The organism is Brachybacterium sp. SYSU DS0246, assembly GCF_059391765.1.
On the sequence record NZ_JBZXYT010000014.1, the window covers coordinates 65,652 to 88,387 of the forward strand.

A 22,736-nucleotide genomic window follows, 5' to 3' on the forward strand; every position below is an offset into this window, starting at 1 on the left:
GGCCGCGTCGTTCGTGATGCGCAAGAAGGCCCGCCATGACCCACAGAATCTCGGTCACCGTTCGTGCTGATGTGGATGCCCGCGAGATCCGGCTCCTCGTCACCGGGTGCCTCACCGAAGATACCCAGCAGACTCTCCTCCCGCTGGCCCGACGGGCATGCGCTCTCGGCCCCCTCCAGGTGACGATCGACCTCACCGAGGCCCGTCACATCGAGACGACGGGCGTGGCTCAACTGCGCTCCGTCCTGGAGCCCGTGCACCTCCTGCTCCCTCCGGAACCCTTCCCCGACTGCTCACCCAGCAGTGACGTCCCGGCGCTGAGCGTGCTCTGATGGCGGGCGTCGACTCAGCGGCCGTGGTCCCGCCCGAGGATGCCGCCCTCCCGGTCGATACGGCCGCAGCGGTGACGGCGACTGTGCAGGCCCCCGCGGCGCCACCGACCACCGAGAAGCGCTCCTCGCGCCGCGAGAAGATCCTCGAGGGCGCGGCGGAGATGTTCGCCGAGTACGGGTACTACGGCGCCAGCCTGCGTGACATCGCGGCCCGGGTCGGCATCTCCCATCCCGGGATGCTGCACCATTTCGCGTCGAAGGAAGCGCTGCTGGACGGCGTCATCGATCTCCTCGAGGCCCACGCACAGGAGGCCCTGGACGAGATCGATCAGCTCGGCACCGATCCGGACACGCTGCTGCGGGGACTGGCCAGGTTCTGGCACCCCGGGTGCACGCCGATCCAGCTGCTGGCGACGCTGGACGCCAACGTGATCAGCTCCGACCATCCAGGTCGGTTCCGGGTGGCGCGCCTGCGCCGGGTGCACGAGCACGTGCTGGAGCAGTGCCTGGCGGCTCTGGACGAGCGCGGCTTCCTCCAGGAAGGGGTCGAGCCGGCCTTCGCGGCCCGGACGATGGTCGCCCTGGTGCTCAGCCATGCGATGCGCGAGCGCACCGTGCGCACCATGCAGAGCGCGATGCGGGACGACGCCCCGATGTCTGATCTCGGGAAGCTGGTGCGGCTGATGCTGCAGGCGGGCTGAGGCCGCGTCAGTCCGGAGCGGAGTTCAGCCGGGCCGCCTGCTTGATGAGATGGTCGCGCTCGGCGACATTGGTGGCCGCTGCCGCGGCCTCGGCGTACCGCCGCGCGGCCGTGGCCACGTCCCCGCAGCGTTCGTGCAGGTGCGCGGAGACGGCGGCGTATCTGGGCAGGGCCGGGTCGAGCTCGGCGAGAGCCGCGAGCCCGGCGCGGGGCCCGTCGGCCTCCCCGAGGGCGACGGCCCGGTTCAGGCGGATGATCGGCGTGTCGGAGAACCGCAGCAGCTCGTCGTACCACTGAAGGATCTGCAGCCAATCGGTCTCCTCCGCCCTCGGGGCGTCGGCATGCAGGGCGGCGATCGCGGCCTCGGCCTGGAACGGACCGAGCCGGTCACGGGCCAGGGCCCGTTGCAGGATCGCGACGCCCTCGGCGATCGTGGCGGTGTCCCACAGGGTGCGATCCTGCTCGGCGAGGGGGACCAGCGCGCCGGTCGCGGTGACTCGGGCCGGGCATCGTGCGTGATGGAGCAGCAGGAGTGCGAGCAGCCCGGCGACCTCCGGATGATCCACCGCGGCGTGCAGCTGCCGGGCCAGCCGGATCGCCTCGGCCGCGAGGTCCACATCGCCCGAATAGCCCTCGGTGAAGATCAGGTACAGCACCCGCAGCACCGTGGCGACGTCACCGGGCCGATCCAGCCGCGAGCCCGCGATCGTGCGCTTGGCACGGGAGATGCGCTGCGCCATCGTCGCCTCGGGCACCAGGTATGCCGCGGCGATCTGCCTGGTGGTGAGACCTCCCACCGCGCGCAGCGTCAGCGCGATCGCCGACGACGCGGTCAGTGACGGGTGCGCGCACAGGAAGTACAGCTGCAGCGTCTCGTCGGCCGACGCCACCGGGCCCGACGGTGGGGCGTCGGCGTCGGCCGCCTCCCGGCGCCGTCGGGACGTCTCGGAGCGGGCGGCGTCGAGGAACTTCCGCCACGCCACCGTGACCAGCCAGGCCTTCGGGTCCCGGGGTGGGCTCTGCGGCCAGGCGGTGAGCGCTTCGAGCAGGGCCTCCTGCACGGCGTCCTCCGCCGCCGCGAAATCGGCGCCGCGGCGGCGGAGGGCGATGAGGACGGCGGGCACGAGCTCTCGGAGCTCGGCCTCGTCCAGCGCGGGTGGATTCACTCGGCGCCCGGTGCGTGCTCCCCGAGGAACGGGCGCAGCTCGAGCCACTCGTGGATAGGCTCGCCGCCCTTGCCGGGGGCGGCGGAGAGCTCACCGGCCAGCTCGAGCGCCCGCTCGTAGCTGTCGACGTCGATGACCATCCCTCCGGCGACGAGGTCCTTGGTCTCGGCGAAGGGTCCGTCGGTCACCGGCGGCTTCCCCTCCCCGCCATATCGGACAAAGGTTCCCTCCGGAGCCAGCGCCCCGGAGCCCACGTACTCGCCGGTCTCCCGCAGCCGGTCGGCGAAGTCGTCCATATACTGCACGTGGGCGTCGACCTCGTCCGGCGTCCACTGGTCCATGGGCGCGTCGTTCACGGCGGCCGGGGCCCCGCGGTAGTGCTTGAGCATCAGGTACTTGGCCATGGTGGGTGTCCTCTCGGGTGTGCGGCCCATTGTGGCCGCGTTCACCCGGGGGACGGAACCGATGGCCGGCTCTCGACATCTACTCCAGCGGGTTCTCCTGCGGCGGCAGCGCCTCCACGAGCGGGTGGTCCTTGTGGATCACGCCCATCTTGGCCGCGCCGCCGGGGGAGCCGAGATCGTCGAAGAACTCGACGTTGGCCTTGTAGTAGTCGGCCCACTGGTCCGGCGTGTCATCCTCGTAGAAGATCGCCTCCACGGGGCAGACGGGTTCGCAGGCGCCGCAGTCGACGCACTCGTCGGGCTGGATGTAGAGCATCCGGTCGCCCTCATAGATGCAGTCAACGGGGCATTCGTCCACGCAGGCGCGGTCCTTCACGTCCACACAGGGCAGTGCAATCACATAGGTCACGCTGAGCGTCCTTCCCGGTCGAATCTTCCCGCACCGTAAGATCTCAAGTGCACTTGAGGTCAAGCGGGGGAGACGCGCGTGGACACACTGGGACACGATCCGACACACCACGAGACGACCCGGCTGACACGGAACGAGGAGGTGCCCGTGGACGCGCACGAACCCGACGAGCTGCTGACCATCGGAGAGATGAGCCGTCGCACCGGGGTCGCCGTCTCCGCCCTGCGCTACTACGAGGATCTCGGCCTCATCGCCTCGGTGCGCACCGCGGGGAACCAGCGTCGCTATGCGCGCCACATGCTGCGCCGGGTCTCCCTGATCACCGTCGCCAAACGTCTGGGCATGCCGCTGTCCGAGGTGCACGAGGCCTTCGGCGACGTCCCCATGGAGCGCACGCCCTCGCACGCCGACTGGCAGCGCGCCTCCCGCCGGTGGAAGAGCCAGCTCGAGGAGCGCCGGCGCGGCCTCGAGCGCCTCGAGCACGAGCTGACCGGCTGCATCGGCTGCGGATGCCTCTCGCTGCGGGCCTGCGCGCTGCTGAATCCGGATGACGCCCTCGCCGCGACCGGATCCGGCCCGCGACGGCTCGATGACATCCCGGAGAGCTGAGCGCCGGGCCGACGTGAGACGCCTTGACCTCAAGCCCGCTCGAGGTTCTAAGGTCGAGGCATCCCTCACCGAAAGGACTGATCATGGCGGAATACACGCTTCCGGATCTCGATTACGACTACGGGGCTCTCGCGCCGTCCATCTCGGGGCAGATCATGGAGCTGCACCACTCCAAGCACCACGCGACCTACGTCAAGGGCGCGAACACGGCGCTGGAGCGTCTGGCGGCGGCCCGGGAGTCGGGTGACTTCACCTCGATCAACCAGTTCTCCAAGGACCTCGCGTTCAACCTCGGTGGCCACACGAACCACTCGATCTTCTGGAAGAACCTCTCCCCGGAAGGTGGGGACAAGCCCACCGGTGAACTGGCCTCCGCGATCGATGAGTACTTCGGCTCCTTCGATGCGTTCCGCTCGCACTTCACCGCGGCGGCGCTGGGCATCCAGGGCTCGGGCTGGGCCGTGCTGGCCTACGAGCCGGCCGGCGGCAACCTGGTGATCGAGCAGTTCTACGATCAGCAGAACGGGGTGCCGGTGGCGACGATCCCGCTGTTCCAGCTGGATATGTGGGAGCACGCCTTCTACCTCGACTACCAGAACGTCAAGGCGGACTACGTCAAGGCGATCTGGGACATCGTGAACTGGGCCGATGTGGCCAAGCGGTTCGAGACCGCCCGCTCCAGCGCCTCCGGTCTGGTCGTCCCCCAGGCCTGATCACACGCGTCGATCCGACGGATCGACACACCATCGCCGGCGGCCGGTCCCCACAGCGGGGCCGGCCGCTTCGCATGGTCGCGCGTGGCTCGTTGTCAGTCGAGTCCGCCGGCGTTACGTACGAACGCGGCGACCTCCTGCGAGCGGCTGTCCGACGGCCAGGCGAGCACCGTGGTGACCTCGGTGGCGTCGGTCACCGGGATCGCTGCGTGCGAGGGCCACTGCCACGCGCGACTGGACGCCGGGATGACCAGCAGCGCCCTGCCGAGCGCGACGAGCTGGGAGAGCTGGGACTGGTTTCGCGCTTCCGGGCCGGGACCCTCGGGATACGAGCCGTCCAGGCGCGGCCACCGGACGATCGGGAGATCCGGGACCGCCTGCACCTCCGCCATCGCGAGCTGATCCCGAGCGGCGAGCGGGTGCGCCGCGGGGAGGACGGCGACCTGCCCTTCGGTCAGGAGGTCCTCGGTGCCGAAACCCGCCAGATCGTCGAACGGCCGGTGCATGAGTGCGACGTCGGCGCTTCCGTCGCGGAGCAGCCGCGCCTGCTCACCCACCTCGCACAGGAGCACCTCGACGGGGAAGGGCGCTGTGTCCAGCAATCGGTCGAGCAGCTCGTGGGAGGCGCCGGCCTTGGTGGCGAGAACGAGTGTGCGGTCGGGGTTCCCGGCACGTCGGGCCCGGCGCCCCGCGGCGGAGACGGCGTCCAACGCCGCTTGGGCGTCCTGGAGCAGGCCCGTCCCGGCTCTCGTGAGCGCCACGCCCCGTCGGTCCCGATCGAAGAGCTGGACCCCGAGTCGGCGCTCGAGGCGAGCGATCGCTCTCGACAGCGGTGGCTGCGCGATACCCAGCCTCTCGGCCGCGCGCCCGAAGTGCAGCTCCGTCGCGACGGCGAGGAAATAGCGCAGCTCACGCGTCTCGAGGTCATCCACACCACGGAGCCTACTGCTCATACCTCGCGGGTATCACGGGCGGCCACATCGGTCTTGGACGCCGCCGGCTCCGCCCGCAGAGGATGGCGAGCATGAACACCACCAAGACTGCACAGACTGCGCTCGTCACCGGCGCGAACAAGGGAATCGGCTTCGCCATAGCTCAGGGCCTGGGGGCGGCCGGCTTCTCGGTCGCCGTCGGAGCTCGCGACGATGCACGCCGCGAGCACGCCGTCGAAAACCTGCGCTCGGCGGGGATCGACGCGTTCGGAGTCGCCCTCGATGTCACCTCCGAGGCCAGCGTCGCCGCCGCGGCGGACACGATCGACCGTGTCGCGGGGCAGCTGGACGTCCTCGTGAACAACGCGGGCATCAGCGGCAGGGCGGATGGCGGGGCCCAGGACCCGACGACGCTGGACCTGGACGTCCTGCGAACCGTGATGGAGACCAACGCCTATGGTCCCGTCCGAGTCACCAACGCGATGCTGCCACTGCTGCATCGCGCCACCTCGCCACGGATCGTGAACATGTCCAGCGACATGGGCTCACTGACACTGCAGAGCGGACCCCAGCTGGCCGCCTATGCCCCGTCGAAGACGCTGCTCAACAGCCTGACCGCTCAGTACGCGCGACGGCTCGCCGACACGAAGATCATCGTGAACGCCGCGTGTCCCGGCTACGTCGCCACCGACTTCACCGGCCACAGCTCCTCGCGGATGCCGGAGGAGGGGGCGGCCATCGCGATCCACCTGGCGACCCTGCCCGACGACGGGCCCCGCGGCGGATTCTTCAACGACAGCGGTCCCATTCCGTGGTGAGGGAACGGCCTCAGCCCTGATCCTCGCCGTCGAACACCGCTCGGGACTGCTCGACGTGCGGAAGTGTCGTCGATGCCCAGGCCAGCAGCGAATCGACGAGGTCCTGGAGCGTCGACCCCAGTGCGGAGATGCGGTACTCGACCGCCACCGGGCGCGTGGAGAGCACGATGCGATCGACCATGCCGTTGCGCTCGAGGCGGCGCAGCGTCGCCGTCAGCGACTTCTGCGAGACGGCCGGGATGGACCGGCGCAGCTCGTTGAATCGCCGCGGGCTCTCGCAGAGCCGGTCGAGCACCAGCAGCGACCACTTGTCGAGGATCTCGTCCAGCAGCTCCCGGTGCTCAGCGGAGATCTGGGGCGGGGTGGCGGTGAGCTGGGTGGTTTCGTCCATGACACCTAGTCTCGTTGAAGTGGCCCGCTTCGACCAGGTAGTCATGCGATACCTGATCGCCTCCAGAAAGGCCCTGCCATGAGCGTCGAGCTCTTCAGCCCCGAAGGCATGTTCCAGCCCGTCCCCTACCACCACGTCTCCGTCGCGACCGGCAGCCGCCACGTGCACATCGCCGGACAGATCGCGCGTGATGCGCAGGGCAACAAGATCGCCACCGGGGATCTGGCCGGCCAGATGGCCCACGCGCTGCGCAGCACGGCGCGGGGACTGGCCGCCGCGGGGGCGAGCTTCGCCGACGTGGTGCGTCTGCGCTTCTACGTGACCGACTGGCAGCCGGAGAAGTACCCGCAGTTCGCCGCCGGCATCGACGGTGTGGCCGAGGAGCTGGACCTCCCGCAGCCGCTGCCGCCCTTGTCGGCCATCGGCGTGGACTACCTCTTCGAGCCCGATGTGCTGGTGGAGGTCGAGGCCGAGGCGATACTCGACCGAGTGAGGTCCGGTGGATACGCCGGTCGGCCTATCGGTGCCACGGCGTTGCTGGCACACTGAAGCCATGAGCGTGCTGGTCGCCTACGCGACCCACTCCGGAGCCACCCTGACCCTGGCCGAGACCGTCGCGGCCACCCTCAGCGAGCGCGAGATCCCCTCGGATCTGGTCGACGTCACGCGTGACCCGGACCCGGGTGCCTACGACGCGGTGGTGCTGGGTGCGCCCGTGCGGGCCGAGTCGATCGACAAGCCTGCGGTGAGCTGGGTCCAGAAGCATCGCGCCAGCGTGCTGGAGCGTCCGTTCGCATTCTTCTCCTGCTCCGGCTCCGCCTCGGACCCCGCCAAGGGCGGCCGACAGAAGGCCACCGAGTCGTTCCTGGACCGGATCGACTTCTCCCCGGTCGCCGTGCGGAACTTCCCGGGCTGGGTGCTCATGGACAGGCTCCCGGTCCACGAGCGGCTGCTGCTGAAGTCCATGCGCACGCCCACCGGGGACTTTCGTGACCTGCCGGCGGTCGCCGAGTGGACCCGCGAGATCGCCCCGCTGCTCAGACGCGGGAACTGACCCGGTCCAGGAACCTCCGGTGGAAGCGGGTCTCGCCCGTGGACTCCGGGTGGAAGGCCATCGCCAGCAGGTTCCCCTGCTCGACGGCGACCACGCGGCCGTCGGGCAGGGCTGCCAGTGCCGTCGCCGACGAACCGACCTCCTCGATGACGGGGGCGCGGATGAACGCCGCCCGCACCGTCGGCGGATCGAGGACCGGTACCTCGAGATCCGACTCGAACGACTCCACCTGCCTGCCGAAGGCGTTGCGCCGCACGGTCGCGTCGATCCCACCGAAGGTCTCCTGACCAGGAATCCCGTCGGCGAGACGATCAGCCAGCAGGATCAGACCGGCGCACGTGCCCAGCACCGGCAGCCCCGCCGCGATCGCCTCCCGCAGCGGCGACTGCAGGCCGAAGGCCCGCGAGAGCTTGTCGATCACGGTCGACTCGCCGCCGGGCAGTACCAGGCCGTCGACCGCGGCGAGCTCCGAGGCCCGGCGCACCAGGGTCACCTCGGCGCCGAGGTCGGTGAGGACCTGCGCATGCTCGCGGACGTCGCCCTGCAGGGACAGGACGCCGACGCGCGGGGCCGCCCCAGCCGTCCCGCTCACCAGCCGCGGTCGGCCAGACGGTGCGGGGCGGGCACGTCGGCCACGTTCAGGCCCACCATCGCATCGCCCAGCCCGCGCGAGACGTCGGCGATCACGGTGGGGTCGTCGTGGAAGGTGGTGGCCTTGACGATGGCGGCGGCCCGCTCGGCGGGGTTGCCGGACTTGAAGATGCCCGAGCCGACGAAGACCCCGTCGGCCCCGAGCTGCATCATCATCGCGGCGTCGGCCGGGGTGGCGACGCCGCCCGCGGTGAACATCACCACCGGCAGGGTGCCCGTCTCGGCGACCTCGGCCACCAGATCGTAGGGAGCCTGCAGCTCCTTGGCGGCGACGTACAGCTCGTCCTTGGACTTGGAGCGCAGCGCGCTGATCTCCGCGGTGATGGTGCGGATGTGCTTGGTGGCCTCGGAGACGTCCCCGGTGCCGGCCTCGCCCTTGGAGCGGATCATCGCGGCGCCCTCGGTGATGCGGCGCAGCGCCTCGCCCAGATTGGTCGCTCCGCACACGAACGGCACGGTGAAGGCGTGCTTGTCGATGTGGTTGACGTAGTCGGCGGGGGAGAGGACCTCGGACTCGTCCACGTAGTCCGCCCCCAGCTGCTGGAGGACCTGCGCCTCGACGAAGTGACCGATGCGGGCCTTGGCCATGACCGGGATCGAGACGGTCTCGATGATCTGGTCGATGAGGTCGGGGTCGCTCATCCGGGCCACGCCGCCCTGGGCGCGGATGTCTGCGGGGACGCGTTCCAGGGCCATCACGGCGACCGCGCCGGCGTCCTCGGCGATCTTCGCCTGCTCGGCCGTGACGACGTCCATGATGACGCCGCCCTTGAGCATCTCGGCCAGCCCGCGCTTGACGCGCCCTGTGCCCGTCGTGGTCATGGTGCACTCCTTCGTTTGATCTAGGCCAAAAGCTAGCACGGCGTATGCCGAAGTGGGAGAGGGTGCGGGTCGTACACTCGGATCGTGCCCACACCTGCATCGACGTCGATCACCGGCGCCACCGCCGCCGAGATCGCCGACAGCGTGCGCGCCCTGATCGACCGCGGCGAACTCACTCCCGGCGATGCCCTGCCCCCGGTGCGCTCCCTGGCCGAGCAGCTCGGGGTCAACCGCAACACGGCCGTGGCCGCCTATCGCCTCCTCGCCCGCTCCGGGGCGGTGGTCGCCCAGGGCCGGGCCGGCACCCGCGTGGCCGGCACCAGCGCCGTCCCGCAGGAGGGCTACGCCGACGCCGGAGTCCTGCGCGACCTCGGCACCGGCAATCCGGCCCCGGAGCTCATCCCGGAGCTCGGCCCCGCCCTGCAGGCTGCCGGTGGCCGGCCGGTGCTCTACGGCGAACCGGTGATCGATCCGGAGCTCGAGTCGTGGGCGCGGCAGTGGATGGCGCCCGATGTTCCTTCTGGGGGCGAGGACTTCCGCCTCACGCTGACCAGTGGCGCTGTCGACGCCGTCGAGCGGCTGCTGGCCCAGGCCCTGATGCGCGACGACGCGGTCGCGCTGGAGGATCCGTGCTTCCTGGCCAGCATCCACACCGTGCGCGTGAACGGCTACCGCGCCGTGCCGGTCCCGGTCGATGCGGAGGGCATGACGGCCGACGGTCTCCGGGCGGCCCTCGAGCAGGGGGTCCGGGCCGTGGTGTGCACCCCGCGCGCCCAGAACCCAACGGGCGCCTCGCTCAGCGAGGCCCGCGCCCGCCGGCTGCGCGAGGTGCTCGCGGACCATCCGTACGTGCTGGTCATCGAGGACGACTACTACTCGATGCTCTCCCGGTCCCCGTTCCGCTCGATCATCGGACCGGAGCACCGGCGCTGGGCACTGGTGCGCTCGGTCTCGAAGTTCGTGGGCCCGGACATGTGCCTCGCGCTGACCGCGACGGATCCGCAGACGGCCGAGCGGCTCGCGATGCGGCTCAGCCCCGGCACGACGTGGGTCTCGCATCTGCTGCAGCGCATCACCCACGCCGTGCTGCGCGATGACGGTTCCCGTGCGCTGATCGAGCGGGCCGGCCAGCACTATGCCGAGCGCAATGCCGATTTCCGGGCGCGGCTGCAGCCCCACGGCATGTCGGCCGAGCCCGGCGACGGGATCAGCCTGTGGGTCCCGGTCGGGGCGCCGGCGCGGGCCGTGGCCGAGCGACTCATGCGACGGGGATGGCTGGTGCGCACGGGCGACGAATTCCGCCTGGATCAGGCGGACGCCCCCTCGCGGCATCTGCGCGTCACCGTGCACGACCTCGAGGAGCGGGAGGCGGAATCGCTGGCCGCCGACATCGCGGCCGCGGTGCGCGAGACGGGTTAACATGCCGTGACCCCGGCCACACAACAAAGGTGCTGTCGACCATGAGGCTCGAGCCTGCCATCCGTCTCCGCTTGTCGCTGATGATGTTCCTGGAGTTCTTCGTCTGGGGGAGCTGGTTCGTCACGCTCGGCACCTACCTCGGCACCGAGCTGGGCTCCTCCGGCGGCCAGATCTCCCTGGCGACCATGACCCAGAGCCTCGGCGCGATCATCGCCCCGTTCCTGGTGGGGCTCATCGCGGACCGGTTCTTCGCCGCCCAGCGCATCCTCGGCGTGCTGCACCTGTTCAGCGCGGTCATGCTCGTCCTCGCCGGGCGGCAGGACGACTTCAACGGCTTCTTCCTCTTCGCTCTGCTGGCGATGGTGTCGTTCATGCCGACCCTCGCCCTGGTCAATTCGATCTCGTTCCGACGCATGACCAAGCCCGATCAGCAGTTCCCCGCCGTGCGCGTGTTCGGCACGATCGGCTGGATCATCGCGGGCCTGGCCATCGGCTGGATGGGCTGGGAGGGCTCGGGGAGCCTCGAGAACACCTTCTACATGGCGGCGATCGGCTCGGCCGTGCTCGGCCTCTACGCGTTCACGCTGCCGCACACCCCGCCGGAGCCGAACCAGGGCAAGGCGACCGTCCGGGACGTGCTCGGGCTGGACGCCCTGGCTCTGCTGCGGACCCGCTCCTATCTGGTCTTCTTCGTCTCCTCGGTGCTGATCTGCATCCCGCTGGGCTTCTACTACACCTTCACCAACCTCTACCTCAACGAGATCGGGGTGCCCCGGGCCGCCGCGTACCAATCCCTGGGCCAGTTCTCCGAAGCCCTGTTCCTGCTGGCCATGCCGTTCATGCTGAAGCGTCTCGGCATCAAGTGGACCCTGCTGATCGGCATGCTCGCCTGGGCGCTGCGGTACGTGCTGTTCGGCTTCGGCGACGCCGGATCGCTGCTGTGGATGGTGATCATCGGCCTCGTCCTGCACGGCATCTGCTACGACTTCTTCTTCGTCGCCGGGCAGATCTACACCGACCGCTTCGCCCCCGCTCGCGTGCGCAGCGCCGCCCAGGGGCTGATCTCGCTGGCCACCTACGGGGTGGGCCTGCTGATCGGCACGCTCATCTCCGGCGTGATCGTGGACGCCTTCCTCGCGGCCGACGGCACGCACGACTGGCGGGCGATCTGGCTGGTCCCGGCAGGCCTCGCGGTGCTGGTCGCGATCTTCTTCGCCACGTTCTTCACGGACGAGGAAACGGCCGACGAGGCCGACGACGAGGCCGAGCCCGCTGCCGCCGGCTGAGCGCCGGGCAGGGCAGAGAAGCCGGCTCAGGCCCCGCGCCGCGCCCGGAGCCGGATCATGACCCAGCTGATCGGGGGCAGGAGCGCGGAGAGGTCCTCGTCCGCGGGCACGGCCCCGTCCTCGTCCCCCACCCCGCCGAAGGGCCGCGGGATCACGCGATCGGGATCATCGGCCGTGTTCACCGCGTACGGGTCCTCCTCGTGCACGATCACGGCCTCGGCCACCTCGAACGATTCCCGGAACGCATCCAGCGGCACCGTCAGCTCGAGCGACTCCTCGAGCGAGCGGTTGACCGCGAACACGACCAGTTCGCCGCTCTCCTCGTCCCACGTGCACACGGCATCGAGCACGGAGCTCGCCCCGAAGCGTCGGTTCTCGTAGGCCGGGGAGTCGAGGGCGGTGCGCAGCACCTGCCCGCGCGCGTGCCGGGAGGTCAGGGCGAAGGGATGGAAGATGCTCTGGCGCCAGGCGCGTCCGCCCGGTTCGGTGCGGATCGGCCCCAGCACGTTGGCCAGCTGGGCCTGCGAGGCGGAGGCGACGCGGTCGGTGTGCCGCAGCAGGCTGATCAGCAGGTTGCCCACCACCACGGCGTCCTGCGCCGTGTACGTCGATTCCGCGAACCGCGGCGCCACGGGCCAGTCGTCGCCACTGGGTTCGGCGCCCGGGTCGCCGTGGCCGTTGCTGGTCACGTTCCACTCGTCGAAGCTGATCATGATGCGCTTGCCGTGCCGGCCCAGCGCCCGCACGTGGTCGCAGGTGGCGACGACGGCGTCGATGTAGGCGTCCATGTCCTCGGCCACCGCCAGGTAGGAGGCCTGGTCGCCGTCCTCCTCGCGGTAGTAGACGTGCGCCGAGAGCATGTCGATCGCGTCGTAGCCCGCCTCCAGCACCGCCTGCTCCCACGCACCGAACGTCGGCATCGAGGAGTGGGAGGAGCCGCAGGCCACGAGCTCGAGGTCCGGGTCCTCGCGGCGCATCGCCCGTGCCGTCTCGGCCGCGATCCGCCCGTAGACGTCGGCCGGCTTGTGCCCGAGCTGCCACGGGCCGTCCATCTCGTTGCCCAGGCACCACATCCGGATGCCGTACGGCTCCGGGTGCCCGTGGGCCGCGCGCTGATCGGACAGGGCGCTGCCGACGGGGGCGTTGGCGTACTCGAGCACGTCGAGGGCCTCCTGCGGCCCGCGGGTGCCGAGGTTGACCGCGTACATCGGCTCGACGCCCGCCTTCGCGGCCCAGGTCATGAACTCGTCCAGGCCGAAGGTGTTGGGCTCCATCGAATGCCAGGCCCGTTCGTGGCGCCACGGCCGCTGCTCGATGGGGCCGACGCCGTCCTCCCAGCGATAGCCGGAGACGAAGTTCCCGCCGGGGTAGCGCACCGAGCTCACGCCGAGCTCGCGGGTCAGCTCGAGGACGTCTGTGCGCAGGCCGTCGGCGTCGGCCGAGGGATGGTCGGGCTCGACGATCCCGGTGTAGACGCACCGCGCCATGTGCTCGACGAAGCTGCCGAAGGTGCGGCGGCGCACGGGGCCGACGTCGTGGGCAGGATGGAGGTGGACGGTGGCGTGCAGGGTCATCGAGGAGTCCTCCGCCCGCGGCGTTCGGGAGGGGCGCGAGCCGGTGCCCCCGAGGCTAGCCCATGGGCACTTCTCCTCAGGGATGGCGCGAGCCGACGTTCTGAAATAGGCTTTCATATATCCGTCCTCGGGCCCGCCCGCTCCGGCAGGAAAGGTTGACCATGACCTCCACGTCCCCGCCCGCCGCGCCACTGCGCGTCGGCGTCATCGGCACGGGCGGGATCTCCCGCGCCCACGCCCCCGGCTGGATCGAGGCCGGTGCCGAGCTGCACTGCTACAGCCTGCAGGGGGCCCCGGCCTTCGCCGAGGAGTTCGGCGCGAGGGTCCACGAGAGCCTGGAGTCGATCCTCGCGGCCGTCGATGCCGTGGACATCTGCACGCCCACCCCGGACCACGGCGAGATCGTCCACCGCGCGCTGGACGCCGGCAAGGACGTGGTCTGCGAGAAGCCGCTGACCCTCACCCCGGAGGACGCCCGCTCGGTCCTCGAGCACGCCGAGCGTGCCGGCCGCCTGCTGCTGCCCGCCCACGTCGTGCGGTTCTTCCCGCAGTACGCCGCCGCCAAGGCCGCGATCGACACCGGCGCCGTCGGCCGTCTCGCGGTGCTGCGCTTCGAGCGCACCGGATCCTTCCCGACCCAGCCCTGGTTCGGCGACGAATCCCGCTCCGGGGGGATCGTCATGGACCAGATGATCCACGACATCGACCAGGCCATCTGGATGGCCGGCCCCGTGGGCACCGTCTACGCGCGGCAGTCGACGGCGACGGAGACCGACACCGTGCGCACCGCCCACGTGATCCTGACCCACACCTCCGGGGCGATCAGTCACTGCCGTGGCCTGTGGGGCCCACCGGGGACGCAGTTCCGCTACACCTTCGACCTGGCCGGGGACGTGAGCAAGCTCCAGTACGACTCCGCGGGCGATTCCCCGGTCATCTTCGACGAGGTCGCCTCTGCGCGCCAGAGGAGCGGTGACGGATACCTCCCCGATGTGGCGGCAGGGCCGAGCCCCTACGTCGAGGAGATCCTCGAGTTCGCCGCCGCGATCCGCGACGGCGGCCCCTCCCGGGTCTCCGCGGCCGACGGCGCCTACGCCGTCGAGGTCTCCTCCGCCGCCCTCGAATCCCTGCGCACCGGAGGGAGCGTCACATGCTGAATGCCACCACCCCGCTGAAGATCGCGCTGATGAGCTGCGCGCACACCCACGCCGTCTCCTACGCGAGCCGGCTCGAGGCACTGCCCGAGGTGGATCTCGTGGTCGCCGATCCGGACGACTACGGCGACGTGCCCGCCCAGCACATCGTCCACTCGTACGCCGCGGCCTGGGAGGCCTGGCCCGAGGGGCCCGACGCCATCGTCGTCACCAGCGCCAACGCGCACCACAAGGATCTGGTGCTGGAAGCCGCGCGCCGAGGCGTGCACGTGCTGTGCGAGAAGCCGCTGGCTACGAACGTCGCCGACGCCGAGGCCATGGTCGCCGCCTGCCGCGAGGCCGGCGTGGTGCTGATGACCGCCTTCCCCGTCCACTTCGCCCCCGCCGTCCAGTCGCTGCGCACCGCGATCAGCGAGGGGGCGCTCGGGGAGGTCATCGGCATCACTGGCACCAACAACGGGATGCTGCCCGATTCGCGGGCATGGTTCACCGACGTCGAGCTCGCCGGCGGCGGCGCCATGGTCGACCACACCGTGCACATCGCCGAGATCCTCGACTCCGTCTTCGGCCCGCCCACCACCGTGCACGCCGTCGCCAACCGGATCCTGTACGCCGATCGTGCGGGGGAGGGCGCCGAGACCGGCGGGCTGGTCACGCTCACCTACGACAGCGGGCTGGTCGCGACCATCGACTGCTCCTGGTCGCAGCCGCCGGACGCCCCCACCTGGGGCGGGCTGTGCGTGCAGGCCGTCGGCACCGGCGGGCAGCTCCAGGTCGACGCCTTCGCCCAGCATGTCGGCGGGCACGGCCAGTGGCTGCCCTACGGCAGCGACCCCGACGCGCTGCTGCTGACGGCATTCCTCGACGCCATCCGCGCAGGGGAGGCCGTCGAGCCCTCGGGCGACGTGGGGCTGCGGACCGTGAAGGTCGTCGCCGCTGCCCAGGAATCGGTGCGGACGGGGCAGCCGGTGGCGTTGGAGGGCTAGACAGGACTGGACCGGGCTGGTCCGGCCCCGGCTGCACGGCATCCTGTCTGGACCGGGCTGGATCCGACTCAGGCGGGCCCGTCGAAGGTCTCCTGCGGGTATTTCTCCTCGTAGGCGACCACCAGGTCCAGCCAGTCGCTGCGCGCCTGATCCTCGTCGTCGTGGTGGCCCATCCGCCACAGCAGGTCGTGGACGGTTGCCTCGGCGGCCGGATCCAGCCGCAGCACGACGGAGGCGGCGGCGAGGTCCGCCCCCTCGTGCAGTGGCCTGACCAGGTGCCGGTCGCGCTCGCAGGCGCGCGTGTACGGCGCCAGCCACTGCTCGAGCCGATCGCGATGCTCGCGGCGGCGCCGGGCGCTCAGCAGTCCCGTCAGCAGGCCGATCTCGGGCCGAGAATCCGGGTCGACCTCCGCGTTCGCCCGTGCGATGCGGCCCAGGGCGTCGCGGGCGACGCCGGGATCCAGGCCCGGCGCATGAACCCAGACCGGATGGGACGTCGCGGGCAGCAGGGACGCCCAGGACCACTTGGCCACGAGCCGTCGGATCTGCTCGTCCTCCCAGTCACCGGTGACATCGGGGCTGTGCTCGGGCGACTGGGTCATGGCACCTTCCTGCGGCGCGGTCCGTCCGCCCTCGCGACCTGGGTATCCTATGGGAAAACGGATCGCCGTAGCGCAAGGGTGTGCTGGTCCTGCCTCCCCCTCGGCGCACGAAGGGACTGACGACATGGCCATCAGACGACAGGTGCTGCGCGACGAGGTCGAGGAGCTGATGCTGCAGCGTCTGCTCGAATCGCGCTGGGCCCCCGGTTCCCGGCTCAGCATCGACGGTCTCGCCCGTGACCTGGATGTCTCTCCGACCCCGGTGCGCGAGGCGATGGTCTCCCTCGAGCGATCGGGCCTGGTCGAGTACGTCGCGCTGCGCGGCTACGTGGTGGCACCGATGCTGGATACGGAGCAGATCACGGAGCTGCTCGAGGCCCGCAAGACCATCGAGCTGGCGGTCCTGGACCGTGCCTTCGAGGACTGGGACGCGCTGGTGGCCGATCTCGAGGCGGCGCAGGCCCGCCACGCCGAGGTGATGGCCCGCATCGATGCGGCCGACGAGGTCGACTACGAGCTGGTGCGCGAGCACTTCCAGGCGGACTGGGGCTTTCACCAGACCCTCTACAAGCATGCGAACAACCGGTACCTGGCTCACATGTTCGAGAGCCTGCGCACGCACACCCACCGCATGCGTCAGACCTGGGAGGGCGGGCCCATGCAGCTCGATGCCCGGGAGGCGTACGAGGAGCACGGCAAGATCCTCGAGAAGGTCCGGCGCCATCACCACGATGCGGCGCTGAAGGCCCTGGCCGATCATCTCGACGCAGTGCTGACCCGGTCGGTCGAGATGGATACGGAAGCGGCGGCGCAGGTCAGCGGCCGGTGAGGGGGTCGGTCCGCTCATCGGGGAGGCGGTGCCGCAGGAACTCGGAGTGGACGTCGAGGTTCCGGGCGAGGCGATCGATGACGTCGCTCTCGAGGCGATCGACCTCCCGGTCGAGCGCTGCCAGCTGCTCGTCGATGCTGCGCACGTTCGCGGCCGCCCGCTGCCTGGCCCCGTCCGTGGGGCTCGCGAGGAAGCCGGCGGTGTCCTCCAGCGCCTGCACGAGGTCGGGGACGTAGCGCGAGGCCATCCCCTCCAGCATCATCACGTCCTCGTCCGAGGCGCGGCGCGACTGCAGCGAGGGTGAGCCCGCCAGGGCATCGATCCTCTGCAGGAGCGCCTCGGCGCGCTTGAGCACCGGTTTGACGAGGGGACCGGGCCGCCTCCGCCGCATCCGGGCGAGGCGGCGACGCTCCCGCTTCGTGGACCTCACCATGCGCTCGAGCACCGGGCCGGTGCCGACGGGCATCTCCGCGCGGCCGACGCTGAGACGCACCGGTGCCGGGCCCCGGTTCCGCAGCAGGATGCCCAGACCGCCGCCGACGACGACCCCGACCCCCGCGCCCGCCAGCAGCGGGGCGAGGAGCCCGGCACCGCCGATCAGGGAGCTGACGCCGAGCACCAGGAAGCTGCTGATCCCGAAGACGCCACCGAGGACACTGGGCACCCAGACGGTCAGCCAGCGGCCGCGCCGGCGCGGCACGGTGATCGATGTCGACGGCGGCGGGTGGACCTTTCCCACGAGCGGGCCCTGTGACATAGGGGGTCGGAAGGGGAGGCGGCCCCTTCTGGTCGGCTGAGCACGTGCCGATCGGCCCTGGTCGCTCATGGTCACCCGCAGAGTCTCGTGGGATGAAGCTGAGGGCCACCACGATATCGCGGGCGCCTGAGCGGAGTCAGACCGCGGCGTGCGCCTCCGCGATGCGCAGCAGCTCGAGGTAGCCCTCGAGCTCCCACGCGGTGCGGCCGACGAACAGGCCGGTGACGTGCTCGATGCCGAGCAGATCGGCGGCGTTGTCGAGGTTGACGGAGCCGCCGTAGAGCAGCCCGGTGACGTTCCCGCCGTAGGCCTCCCCGAGCGCGGCGAAGGGCTCGATGAGCTCCCGGACCGTGGCCGGGCGCCCCTTCTCGCCGATCGCCCAGATCGGCTCATAGGCGATGACCACGCGCGAGAGCTCGTCGGCATCCAGACCGTCCAGCGCCCCGGCGGCCTGCTCCAGGATGAACTCCGCGGAGCCCCCGGCATCCTTCACCTCGAGGCTCTCGCCGATGCACAGCAGGGGAGTGAGGCCGTGACGGAGCGCCGCGGCGACCTTCCAGCGGGTGGTCTCGACGCTCTCGCCGAAGTGCTCACGGCGTTCGGAGTGACCGATCTCGACGAGCTGGGCCCCGGCGTCCTTCGCCTGCGGGACCGAGACCTCACCGGTCCAGGCCCCAGCGTCCTCCCAGTGGGCGTTCTGCACGCCCAGCAGCACGGGGGAGTCCTCGCCGAGGATCTCGCGCACCGTGGTGGTCGCGGTGAACGAGGGGATGACGAAGGGCTGCACGCCGGCCGGGGCACCTCCGGCCAGGTGCTCGCGCAATCCTTCGGCCCAGGCGCGGGCCTCGGCGAGGGTCTTGGTCATTTTCCAGCTGGTGCCGATCCACAGGGTCACGAAGGGTCTCCTCGGGTGTTCGATGGGCGGTTCGGGGCCGGTCAGGACAGGTGCCGGCCGAGCTCGGACATGAGCAGGGAGAACGAGACGGCACCCGGGTCGGGGGTGCCGAGGGACTTGTCCCCCAGCACGCGTGCGCGGCCCCGACGGGCGGTGATCTCGGCGGTCCCCTCCGCAGCGGCCTGGGCCGCCTGGGCTGCGGTGAGGATCGCCTCGGAGGCATTGTCCCCCGAGAACGCCTCCGCCAGGGCGGACCGGAACGGGATGGCCGCGTCGGCCATGGTCTTGTCGCCCACCTGGGCTCCGCCCAGGCGCAGCACGGCGTCGATCCCGGCATCGAGCGCCTCGACGACGAGTGCGGAGGAGGCGCCGGAGTCGTCGGCGAACACGCTACCGGCGGCGGTCAGGGCTGCGCCCCATAGCGCGCCCGAGGTGCCGCCGGCCGATTCGGCCCAGGCCTCGCCCGCGCGGACCAGCAGGGTACGGGCCCCGGCGCCCTGCTCGCGTGCGGAGCGTGCGGCGGCCGCTGCCCCTCGGGAGCCGTACGCCATGCCCTGGCCGTGGTCGCCGTCGCCCGCGATCGCGTCGATCCGCCCCAGCTCGGTCTCCTCCCGGGTGCAGACGGCCTCGAACAGGTCCAGGACGCCGGTGATGCTCGCGGCGACGGTGCGGGAGTCCTCGGTGGAGCGCGGGGTCTCGTCGGCGCCGGGCTCCCAGAAGCTCGTCCGCGGCGGACGCTCGGCGGTGGGCATCGCGCCGCGGCGATAGGCGGGGGTGTCGACCGGTGCGAGCCAGTGCTGCTCGAGCTCCTCGTCCAGGAAGACGAGGGTCAGCGAGACGCCGGCCATGTCGAGGCTGGTGATGAACTCGCCCACCTCGGGGCGCACCGGGGTGATGCCGGCCGTCTCGAGGTGCCGGACGATGTGCGAGTAGAGGACGAACAGCTCCTCGTGCTTCACGGTGCCCAGGCCGTTGACGATCACCGCGGCGCGGCCCGTGTATCCGTCCTCGGTGCGCTCGGGCTCCTCCGCCAGGACGCCCTCGGCCAGGAGCTTCGCGACCTCCGCCGCGGAGCCGAGGGGCTCCTCGCGCACGCCGGGCTCGCCGTGGATCCCCAGGCCCACGCCCATCTTGCCCTCGGCCACCTCGAACAGCGGCTCGGTGGCGCCGGGAAGGGTGCACCCCTCGAACGCGACCCCGAAGGTGCGGGTGGCGTCGTTGGCCTTCCAGGCGATCCGTTCGGCCTCGTCCAGGTCGGCTCCGGCCTCGATCGCTGCACCGGCGATCTTGAACACGGGCAGGTCACCGGCGATCCCGCGGCGGTCGCGATGGTTGCGGGGCGAGTTGGAGGCGATGTCATCGCTGACCCGGATGATCCGTATGTCGATGCCCTCGGCGCGCAGCTTCTCGGCGGCCGCGCCGAAGTGCAGCACATCGCCCGCGTAGTTGCCGTATCCCAGGAGCACGCCGCCGCCGTTCTCGGCGTTGCGGGCCACCGAGTGGACCTGCGAGGCCGACGGGGAGGCGAACACGTTGCCGCACGGTGTGCCGTGGGCCATGCCGGGGCCCACCCAGCCGGAAAAGGCCGGGTAGTGGCCGGAGCCGCCGCCGATCACCAGTGCGGGTCGGCCCTCAGGGGTCTCGGTGGGCCGCACGACCCCGCCGTGGACCCGGATCAGGTGATCGGGGTGGGAGAGGGCGAGACCGGCGACGGCCTCGTCGGCGAAGTCGGCGGGGTCGTTGTGGAGGTAGGTCATCGGGTCGTTCCTTCGCTGCGGGTGGAGGGCAGGGCTCAGACGATCAGCCAGACCAGGCCGAGGATCGCCATGGCGGTGAAGCCGAGGATCGAGGTGAGGACGGTCCAGGTGCGCAGTCCGTCGGCCACCGAGAGGCCCAGGAACTTCGTGGCGATCCAGAAGCCGGAGTCGTTGATGTGGGAGAGCGAGACCGAGCCCAGGCCGATGGCCAGGATGATCAGCGCCACCTGGACGGGGGAGTAGTCCCCGGCCAGCACGGTGCCCTGCACGATTCCCGCGGCCGACAGCGTCGCCACGGTCCCGGAGCCCTGGGCGACCTTGAAGGCGAGGGCGACCAGGAAGGCGAGCAGCAGGATGGGCACTCCCGCACCGATCAGCAGCCCGGAGACCGCATCCCCCACGCCCGTCTCGGTGAGGACCTTGGCGAAGACCCCGCCGGCACCGGTCACGAAGATCACGATCGCGGCCGGACCGAGAGCGCCGTCCATCAGCTCGCTGACCTGCTGGCGGCCCCAGCCGTGCATGATCCCCAGCAGGTACATCGCGGCGATGGTGGCGACCAGCAGGGCGAACCCGGGGGCGCCGACGAAGGAGATGACGTTCGCGGCCCGCGAGCCCTCCTCGAAGACCACGGAGCCGACGGTGCCGGCGGTGATCAGCAGGATCGGCAGCAGGATCAGCGCGATGACCAGGCCGGCAGAGGGGCGGCGGACTGCCGCCGCGTCGGCGTCCCCGTCGGCCGCCGGCCCGGGAGAGCCGAAGCTCGCGGCACCGGCCTGGGCGTACTTCTCCTGGACCGGGGCGGCGAGGCGGAAGACGGGACGAGCCGTGACCTGCTTGCCCGCGAAGTAGACGAGGAAGCCCATCGGGATCGCCAGGGCGATGCCCATGACGGTCACCAGGCCCATCAGGCCCTCGCCCAGCAGGGTGGTGGAGCCGACGACGCCCGGGTGGGGCGGAACGGTGTTGTGGATGAAGACCATGAACACCGCGACGGGCATGCCGATGGCGACCGGCCCGCGGTGCCCGGCGGCCTTGGCGAAGGCGAAGATGATCGGGACCAGGATGATGAAGGCGACGTCGAAGAAGATCGGGATCGCGACCAGGCCCGAGGCGATCAGCAGAGCCTGCTCGAGGCGCTTCTCGCCGAGCACGCCGGCGGCGCGGTGGGCGATGACCTCAGCGCCGCCGGTCCGCTCGATGATGCCGCCGAGCATGGCGCCGAGGCCCACCAGCAGCGCCACGCTGCCGAGGGTCCCGCCCATGCCCTCGATGACCAGCGGGATGATGTCCTGGACGGCGATGCCGCCGGCCAGCGCGGTGAGGATCGAGACGAACAGCAGCGAGACGTAGGCCGGCCACTTCAGCGCGATCACGGTGAAGAGCAGGATGGCGATCGCGCCGACGGCGATCAGGGTGAGGACGAGAGGATCCATCATTGGGCCTTTCGAAGGGGGCCCGGGGCGACCGTCGCTGGTCGCCCCGGGGTCGGGGGGTCGTGGAGCCTCAGCGCTCGATCGTGTCGAGGTCGAGCATCTGGGCGAGCACCTTGTCGAGCTCCTCGTCGTCCCAGACCTTGGTCCAGTCGGGCTGGATGATGCTCTCGCGGCCGTAGTCCATGGCGCGCAGGCAGGCGTCGGAGAAGGGGTTGGAGCCGCGCAGGGCGTTGGTCAGGGCGATGAAGATGTGGCCGTGGAAGAGGGCCTTCACGGCCGGCTCGGGGATGCCCTTCTCGTTGACCGCGTGGTCCATGGCGTCCTTGAGGAACTGGCCAATCATGCAGCCGATGGTCTCGACCAGGGTCGGCTCGAGCTGGGCGAGCTGCTTGACGCTGACCCAGTGCACGTCGATGACGGGGGCGTAGATCGCGCGGATCACGGCGGCGGTGCGCTCGCGGATCGTCTCGTCCTCGCCCTCGTAGGCGGCGACGACCTCCTGCGGGGCGGCGATCCCGCCGAAGGTGTCGGCCCACTCCTCGCTGTTGGTCCGCTCGAGGAAGACGGAGGGGTGGGCCGGGTGCGCGCACGCCTGGTGGACGCCGTCGCGCTCGGCGAGCAGGCCGGCGTAGGCGGCGGCCGGGTCCAGGGTCAGCAGCACGGAGCCGTCCTTCATCAGCGGCACGACCTGCTCGGAGAGCTTGCCGAGCACGACGTCCGGCACGGCGAGGATCACGACGTCGGCGGCCTGGGCGGCCTCCTCGAGCGGTGTGACCTCGCGGCCCAGCTCGGCCAGGCGCTGCCGGCCGGCCTCGGAGGCCTCGACGTAGTACACCGGTGCGTCGGTGAGGTTGAGGTTGTTCGAGACCCGGGTGCCCATCTTGCCGGCGGCGCCGACGACGGCGACGCTGATCGACGGGTCGAGCTCGACGGTCTTGCCGAACAGGGGGTTCAGTTCCTTGCTGCTGGTCATCTCATGACTCCTCTGGGTGGCGCGCTCCGGCTCGGGGCGCGGTACGGGGCGACCGCGGGACGTGCGG

26 protein-coding genes are annotated in these 22,736 nt (G+C 70.9%); 12 read left to right on the top strand and 14 right to left on the bottom strand.

The window, feature by feature from the left end:
• Positions 1-35 precede the first annotated feature (35 nt).
• The gene (locus tag AC5020_RS08880) at positions 36-332 is read left to right on the top strand and encodes a hypothetical protein (RefSeq protein ID WP_464988015.1); all 297 of its coding nucleotides are present in this window, start codon (positions 36-38) and stop codon (positions 330-332) included.
• Positions 332-1,033, top strand: a complete 702-nt coding sequence (locus AC5020_RS08885; protein WP_464988016.1) for a TetR/AcrR family transcriptional regulator — start codon at positions 332-334, stop codon at positions 1,031-1,033. Before AC5020_RS08880 ends, AC5020_RS08885 begins: the two co-directional genes overlap by 1 nt.
• A gap of 7 nt (positions 1,034-1,040) precedes the next feature.
• On the opposite strand, the gene AC5020_RS08890 is transcribed toward AC5020_RS08885, so the two are convergent.
• The 3 genes from AC5020_RS08890 to fdxA form a co-directional block, all read right to left on the bottom strand.
• Positions 1,041-2,198: an RNA polymerase sigma factor gene (locus AC5020_RS08890; RefSeq protein ID WP_464988017.1), complete on the bottom strand. Its 1,158-nt coding sequence runs from the start codon at positions 2,196-2,198 to the stop codon at positions 1,041-1,043.
• On the bottom strand, positions 2,195-2,602 hold the full coding sequence (locus AC5020_RS08895; protein ID WP_464988018.1) for a YciI family protein: 408 nt from the start codon (positions 2,600-2,602) through the stop codon (positions 2,195-2,197). Before AC5020_RS08895 ends, AC5020_RS08890 begins: the two co-directional genes overlap by 4 nt.
• A 79-nt stretch (positions 2,603-2,681) precedes the next feature.
• On the bottom strand, positions 2,682-3,011 hold the full coding sequence (gene fdxA / locus AC5020_RS08900) for a ferredoxin (RefSeq protein WP_377018060.1): 330 nt from the start codon (positions 3,009-3,011) through the stop codon (positions 2,682-2,684).
• Positions 3,012-3,158: 147 nt separating this feature from the next.
• Here fdxA and soxR point away from each other — a divergent pair, with 147 nt between their 5' ends.
• Both soxR and AC5020_RS08910 read left to right on the top strand, forming a co-directional pair.
• Positions 3,159-3,620: a redox-sensitive transcriptional activator SoxR gene (soxR, locus tag AC5020_RS08905; RefSeq protein ID WP_377018061.1), complete on the top strand. Its 462-nt coding sequence runs from the start codon at positions 3,159-3,161 to the stop codon at positions 3,618-3,620.
• An 83-nt stretch (positions 3,621-3,703) separates the two neighbouring features.
• On the top strand, positions 3,704-4,333 hold the full coding sequence (locus tag AC5020_RS08910) for a superoxide dismutase (protein WP_464988019.1): 630 nt from the start codon (positions 3,704-3,706) through the stop codon (positions 4,331-4,333).
• A gap of 95 nt (positions 4,334-4,428) precedes the next feature.
• Here AC5020_RS08910 and AC5020_RS08915 read toward each other — a convergent pair whose 3' ends face one another.
• Positions 4,429-5,265 carry a LysR family transcriptional regulator gene (locus AC5020_RS08915; RefSeq protein ID WP_464988020.1) on the bottom strand — a complete coding sequence of 279 codons (837 nt, stop codon included), beginning with the start codon at positions 5,263-5,265 and terminating at the stop codon, positions 4,429-4,431.
• A 92-nt stretch (positions 5,266-5,357) separates the two neighbouring features.
• Between AC5020_RS08915 and AC5020_RS08920 the strand changes: the two genes are divergently transcribed.
• Positions 5,358-6,083, top strand: coding sequence for an SDR family oxidoreductase (locus AC5020_RS08920; protein WP_464988021.1), 726 nt, complete (start codon positions 5,358-5,360; stop codon positions 6,081-6,083).
• A 10-nt stretch (positions 6,084-6,093) separates the two neighbouring features.
• On the opposite strand, the gene AC5020_RS08925 is transcribed toward AC5020_RS08920, so the two are convergent.
• Positions 6,094-6,474, bottom strand: a complete 381-nt coding sequence (locus tag AC5020_RS08925; protein ID WP_464988022.1) for a winged helix-turn-helix transcriptional regulator — start codon at positions 6,472-6,474, stop codon at positions 6,094-6,096.
• A 78-nt stretch (positions 6,475-6,552) separates the two neighbouring features.
• Here AC5020_RS08925 and AC5020_RS08930 point away from each other — a divergent pair, with 78 nt between their 5' ends.
• Positions 6,553-7,023: a RidA family protein gene (locus AC5020_RS08930; RefSeq protein ID WP_464988023.1), complete on the top strand. Its 471-nt coding sequence runs from the start codon at positions 6,553-6,555 to the stop codon at positions 7,021-7,023.
• A 4-nt stretch (positions 7,024-7,027) separates the two neighbouring features.
• Positions 7,028-7,528, top strand: coding sequence for a flavodoxin domain-containing protein (locus AC5020_RS08935; protein ID WP_464988024.1), 501 nt, complete (start codon positions 7,028-7,030; stop codon positions 7,526-7,528).
• Here the strand turns inward: AC5020_RS08935 and pdxT are convergent.
• On the bottom strand, positions 7,512-8,120 hold the full coding sequence (gene pdxT, locus AC5020_RS08940; protein WP_464988025.1) for a pyridoxal 5'-phosphate synthase glutaminase subunit PdxT: 609 nt from the start codon (positions 8,118-8,120) through the stop codon (positions 7,512-7,514). The two genes, AC5020_RS08935 and pdxT, sit on opposite strands and share 17 nt — an antisense overlap.
• Positions 8,117-9,001: a pyridoxal 5'-phosphate synthase lyase subunit PdxS gene (pdxS, locus tag AC5020_RS08945; RefSeq protein ID WP_464988026.1), complete on the bottom strand. Its 885-nt coding sequence runs from the start codon at positions 8,999-9,001 to the stop codon at positions 8,117-8,119. The genes pdxT and pdxS overlap by 4 nt, the downstream gene beginning before the upstream one ends.
• Positions 9,002-9,085: 84 nt before the next feature.
• On the opposite strand from pdxS, the gene AC5020_RS08950 reads away from it, so the two are divergent.
• On the top strand, positions 9,086-10,420 hold the full coding sequence (locus AC5020_RS08950; RefSeq protein ID WP_464988027.1) for an aminotransferase class I/II-fold pyridoxal phosphate-dependent enzyme: 1,335 nt from the start codon (positions 9,086-9,088) through the stop codon (positions 10,418-10,420).
• A 41-nt stretch (positions 10,421-10,461) separates the two neighbouring features.
• The gene (locus AC5020_RS08955) at positions 10,462-11,706 is read left to right on the top strand and encodes a nucleoside permease (protein ID WP_377018067.1); all 1,245 of its coding nucleotides are present in this window, start codon (positions 10,462-10,464) and stop codon (positions 11,704-11,706) included.
• Positions 11,707-11,732: 26 nt separating this feature from the next.
• On the opposite strand, the gene arfA is transcribed toward AC5020_RS08955, so the two are convergent.
• Positions 11,733-13,280 (bottom strand): arabinosylfuranosidase ArfA, encoded by a 1,548-nt coding sequence (gene arfA / locus AC5020_RS08960; RefSeq protein WP_464988028.1) that lies wholly within the window; start codon positions 13,278-13,280, stop codon positions 11,733-11,735.
• Positions 13,281-13,441: 161 nt separating this feature from the next.
• Here arfA and AC5020_RS08965 point away from each other — a divergent pair, with 161 nt between their 5' ends.
• Complete coding sequence (locus AC5020_RS08965; protein WP_464988029.1) at positions 13,442-14,437, top strand: Gfo/Idh/MocA family protein; 996 nt, start codon at positions 13,442-13,444, stop codon at positions 14,435-14,437.
• Positions 14,431-15,420, top strand: coding sequence for a Gfo/Idh/MocA family protein (locus AC5020_RS08970; protein WP_464988030.1), 990 nt, complete (start codon positions 14,431-14,433; stop codon positions 15,418-15,420). The genes AC5020_RS08965 and AC5020_RS08970 overlap by 7 nt, the downstream gene beginning before the upstream one ends.
• 68 nt (positions 15,421-15,488) lie before the next feature.
• Here the strand turns inward: AC5020_RS08970 and AC5020_RS08975 are convergent, their stop codons facing one another.
• Positions 15,489-16,022 (bottom strand): hypothetical protein, encoded by a 534-nt coding sequence (locus tag AC5020_RS08975; protein ID WP_464988031.1) that lies wholly within the window; start codon positions 16,020-16,022, stop codon positions 15,489-15,491.
• A gap of 124 nt (positions 16,023-16,146) precedes the next feature.
• Between AC5020_RS08975 and AC5020_RS08980 the strand changes: the two genes are divergently transcribed.
• Positions 16,147-16,851, top strand: a complete 705-nt coding sequence (locus AC5020_RS08980; RefSeq protein WP_464988032.1) for a GntR family transcriptional regulator — start codon at positions 16,147-16,149, stop codon at positions 16,849-16,851.
• Here the strand turns inward: AC5020_RS08980 and AC5020_RS08985 are convergent.
• The 5 genes from AC5020_RS08985 to AC5020_RS09005 all read right to left on the bottom strand — a co-directional run bounded on the left by AC5020_RS08985 (position 16,838) and on the right by AC5020_RS09005 (position 22,669).
• A complete protein-coding gene (locus AC5020_RS08985) occupies positions 16,838-17,608 on the bottom strand; it encodes a hypothetical protein (protein ID WP_464988033.1) in 771 nt (256 codons plus the stop codon). The two genes, AC5020_RS08980 and AC5020_RS08985, sit on opposite strands and share 14 nt — an antisense overlap.
• Positions 17,609-17,744: 136 nt before the next feature.
• Positions 17,745-18,503 carry a triose-phosphate isomerase gene (locus AC5020_RS08990; protein WP_377018075.1) on the bottom strand — a complete coding sequence of 253 codons (759 nt, stop codon included), beginning with the start codon at positions 18,501-18,503 and terminating at the stop codon, positions 17,745-17,747.
• Between the two features lie 41 nt (positions 18,504-18,544).
• Entirely contained in the window at positions 18,545-20,260 is a 1,716-nt protein-coding gene (locus tag AC5020_RS08995) for a dihydroxyacetone kinase family protein (protein WP_464988034.1), read from the bottom strand.
• 35 nt (positions 20,261-20,295) lie between these two features.
• The gene (locus AC5020_RS09000) at positions 20,296-21,699 is read right to left on the bottom strand and encodes a GntT/GntP/DsdX family permease (protein WP_464988035.1); all 1,404 of its coding nucleotides are present in this window, start codon (positions 21,697-21,699) and stop codon (positions 20,296-20,298) included.
• Positions 21,700-21,766: 67 nt separating this feature from the next.
• Positions 21,767-22,669 (bottom strand): phosphogluconate dehydrogenase C-terminal domain-containing protein, encoded by a 903-nt coding sequence (locus tag AC5020_RS09005; RefSeq protein ID WP_464988036.1) that lies wholly within the window; start codon positions 22,667-22,669, stop codon positions 21,767-21,769.
• Between the last annotated feature and the right edge of the window lie 67 nt (positions 22,670-22,736).

Bases quoted from the DNA above. Each gene is read 5' to 3' on its own strand.
- AC5020_RS08975 (WP_464988031.1), bottom strand. From the start codon at position 16,022: ATGACCCAGTCGCCCGAGCACAGCCCCGATGTCACCGGTGACTGGGAG.
- AC5020_RS08985 (WP_464988033.1), bottom strand. From the start codon at position 17,608: ATGTCACAGGGCCCGCTCGTGGGAAAGGTCCACCCGCCGCCGTCGACA.
- AC5020_RS08925 (WP_464988022.1), bottom strand. From the start codon at position 6,474: ATGGACGAAACCACCCAGCTCACCGCCACCCCGCCCCAGATCTCCGCT.
- AC5020_RS08885 (WP_464988016.1), top strand. From the start codon at position 332: ATGGCGGGCGTCGACTCAGCGGCCGTGGTCCCGCCCGAGGATGCCGCC.
- AC5020_RS08880 (WP_464988015.1), top strand. From the start codon at position 36: ATGACCCACAGAATCTCGGTCACCGTTCGTGCTGATGTGGATGCCCGC.
- AC5020_RS08920 (WP_464988021.1), top strand. From the start codon at position 5,358: ATGAACACCACCAAGACTGCACAGACTGCGCTCGTCACCGGCGCGAAC.
- arfA (WP_464988028.1), bottom strand. From the start codon at position 13,280: ATGACCCTGCACGCCACCGTCCACCTCCATCCTGCCCACGACGTCGGC.
- AC5020_RS08995 (WP_464988034.1), bottom strand. From the start codon at position 20,260: ATGACCTACCTCCACAACGACCCCGCCGACTTCGCCGACGAGGCCGTC.
- AC5020_RS08910 (WP_464988019.1), top strand. From the start codon at position 3,704: ATGGCGGAATACACGCTTCCGGATCTCGATTACGACTACGGGGCTCTC.
- AC5020_RS08895 (WP_464988018.1), bottom strand. From the start codon at position 2,602: ATGGCCAAGTACCTGATGCTCAAGCACTACCGCGGGGCCCCGGCCGCC.
- AC5020_RS09005 (WP_464988036.1), bottom strand. From the start codon at position 22,669: ATGACCAGCAGCAAGGAACTGAACCCCCTGTTCGGCAAGACCGTCGAG.
- AC5020_RS08970 (WP_464988030.1), top strand. From the start codon at position 14,431: ATGCTGAATGCCACCACCCCGCTGAAGATCGCGCTGATGAGCTGCGCG.
- pdxS (WP_464988026.1), bottom strand. From the start codon at position 9,001: ATGACCACGACGGGCACAGGGCGCGTCAAGCGCGGGCTGGCCGAGATG.
- AC5020_RS09000 (WP_464988035.1), bottom strand. From the start codon at position 21,699: ATGATGGATCCTCTCGTCCTCACCCTGATCGCCGTCGGCGCGATCGCC.
- AC5020_RS08930 (WP_464988023.1), top strand. From the start codon at position 6,553: ATGAGCGTCGAGCTCTTCAGCCCCGAAGGCATGTTCCAGCCCGTCCCC.
- AC5020_RS08965 (WP_464988029.1), top strand. From the start codon at position 13,442: ATGACCTCCACGTCCCCGCCCGCCGCGCCACTGCGCGTCGGCGTCATC.
- AC5020_RS08980 (WP_464988032.1), top strand. From the start codon at position 16,147: ATGGCCATCAGACGACAGGTGCTGCGCGACGAGGTCGAGGAGCTGATG.
- AC5020_RS08955 (WP_377018067.1), top strand. From the start codon at position 10,462: ATGAGGCTCGAGCCTGCCATCCGTCTCCGCTTGTCGCTGATGATGTTC.
- AC5020_RS08935 (WP_464988024.1), top strand. From the start codon at position 7,028: ATGAGCGTGCTGGTCGCCTACGCGACCCACTCCGGAGCCACCCTGACC.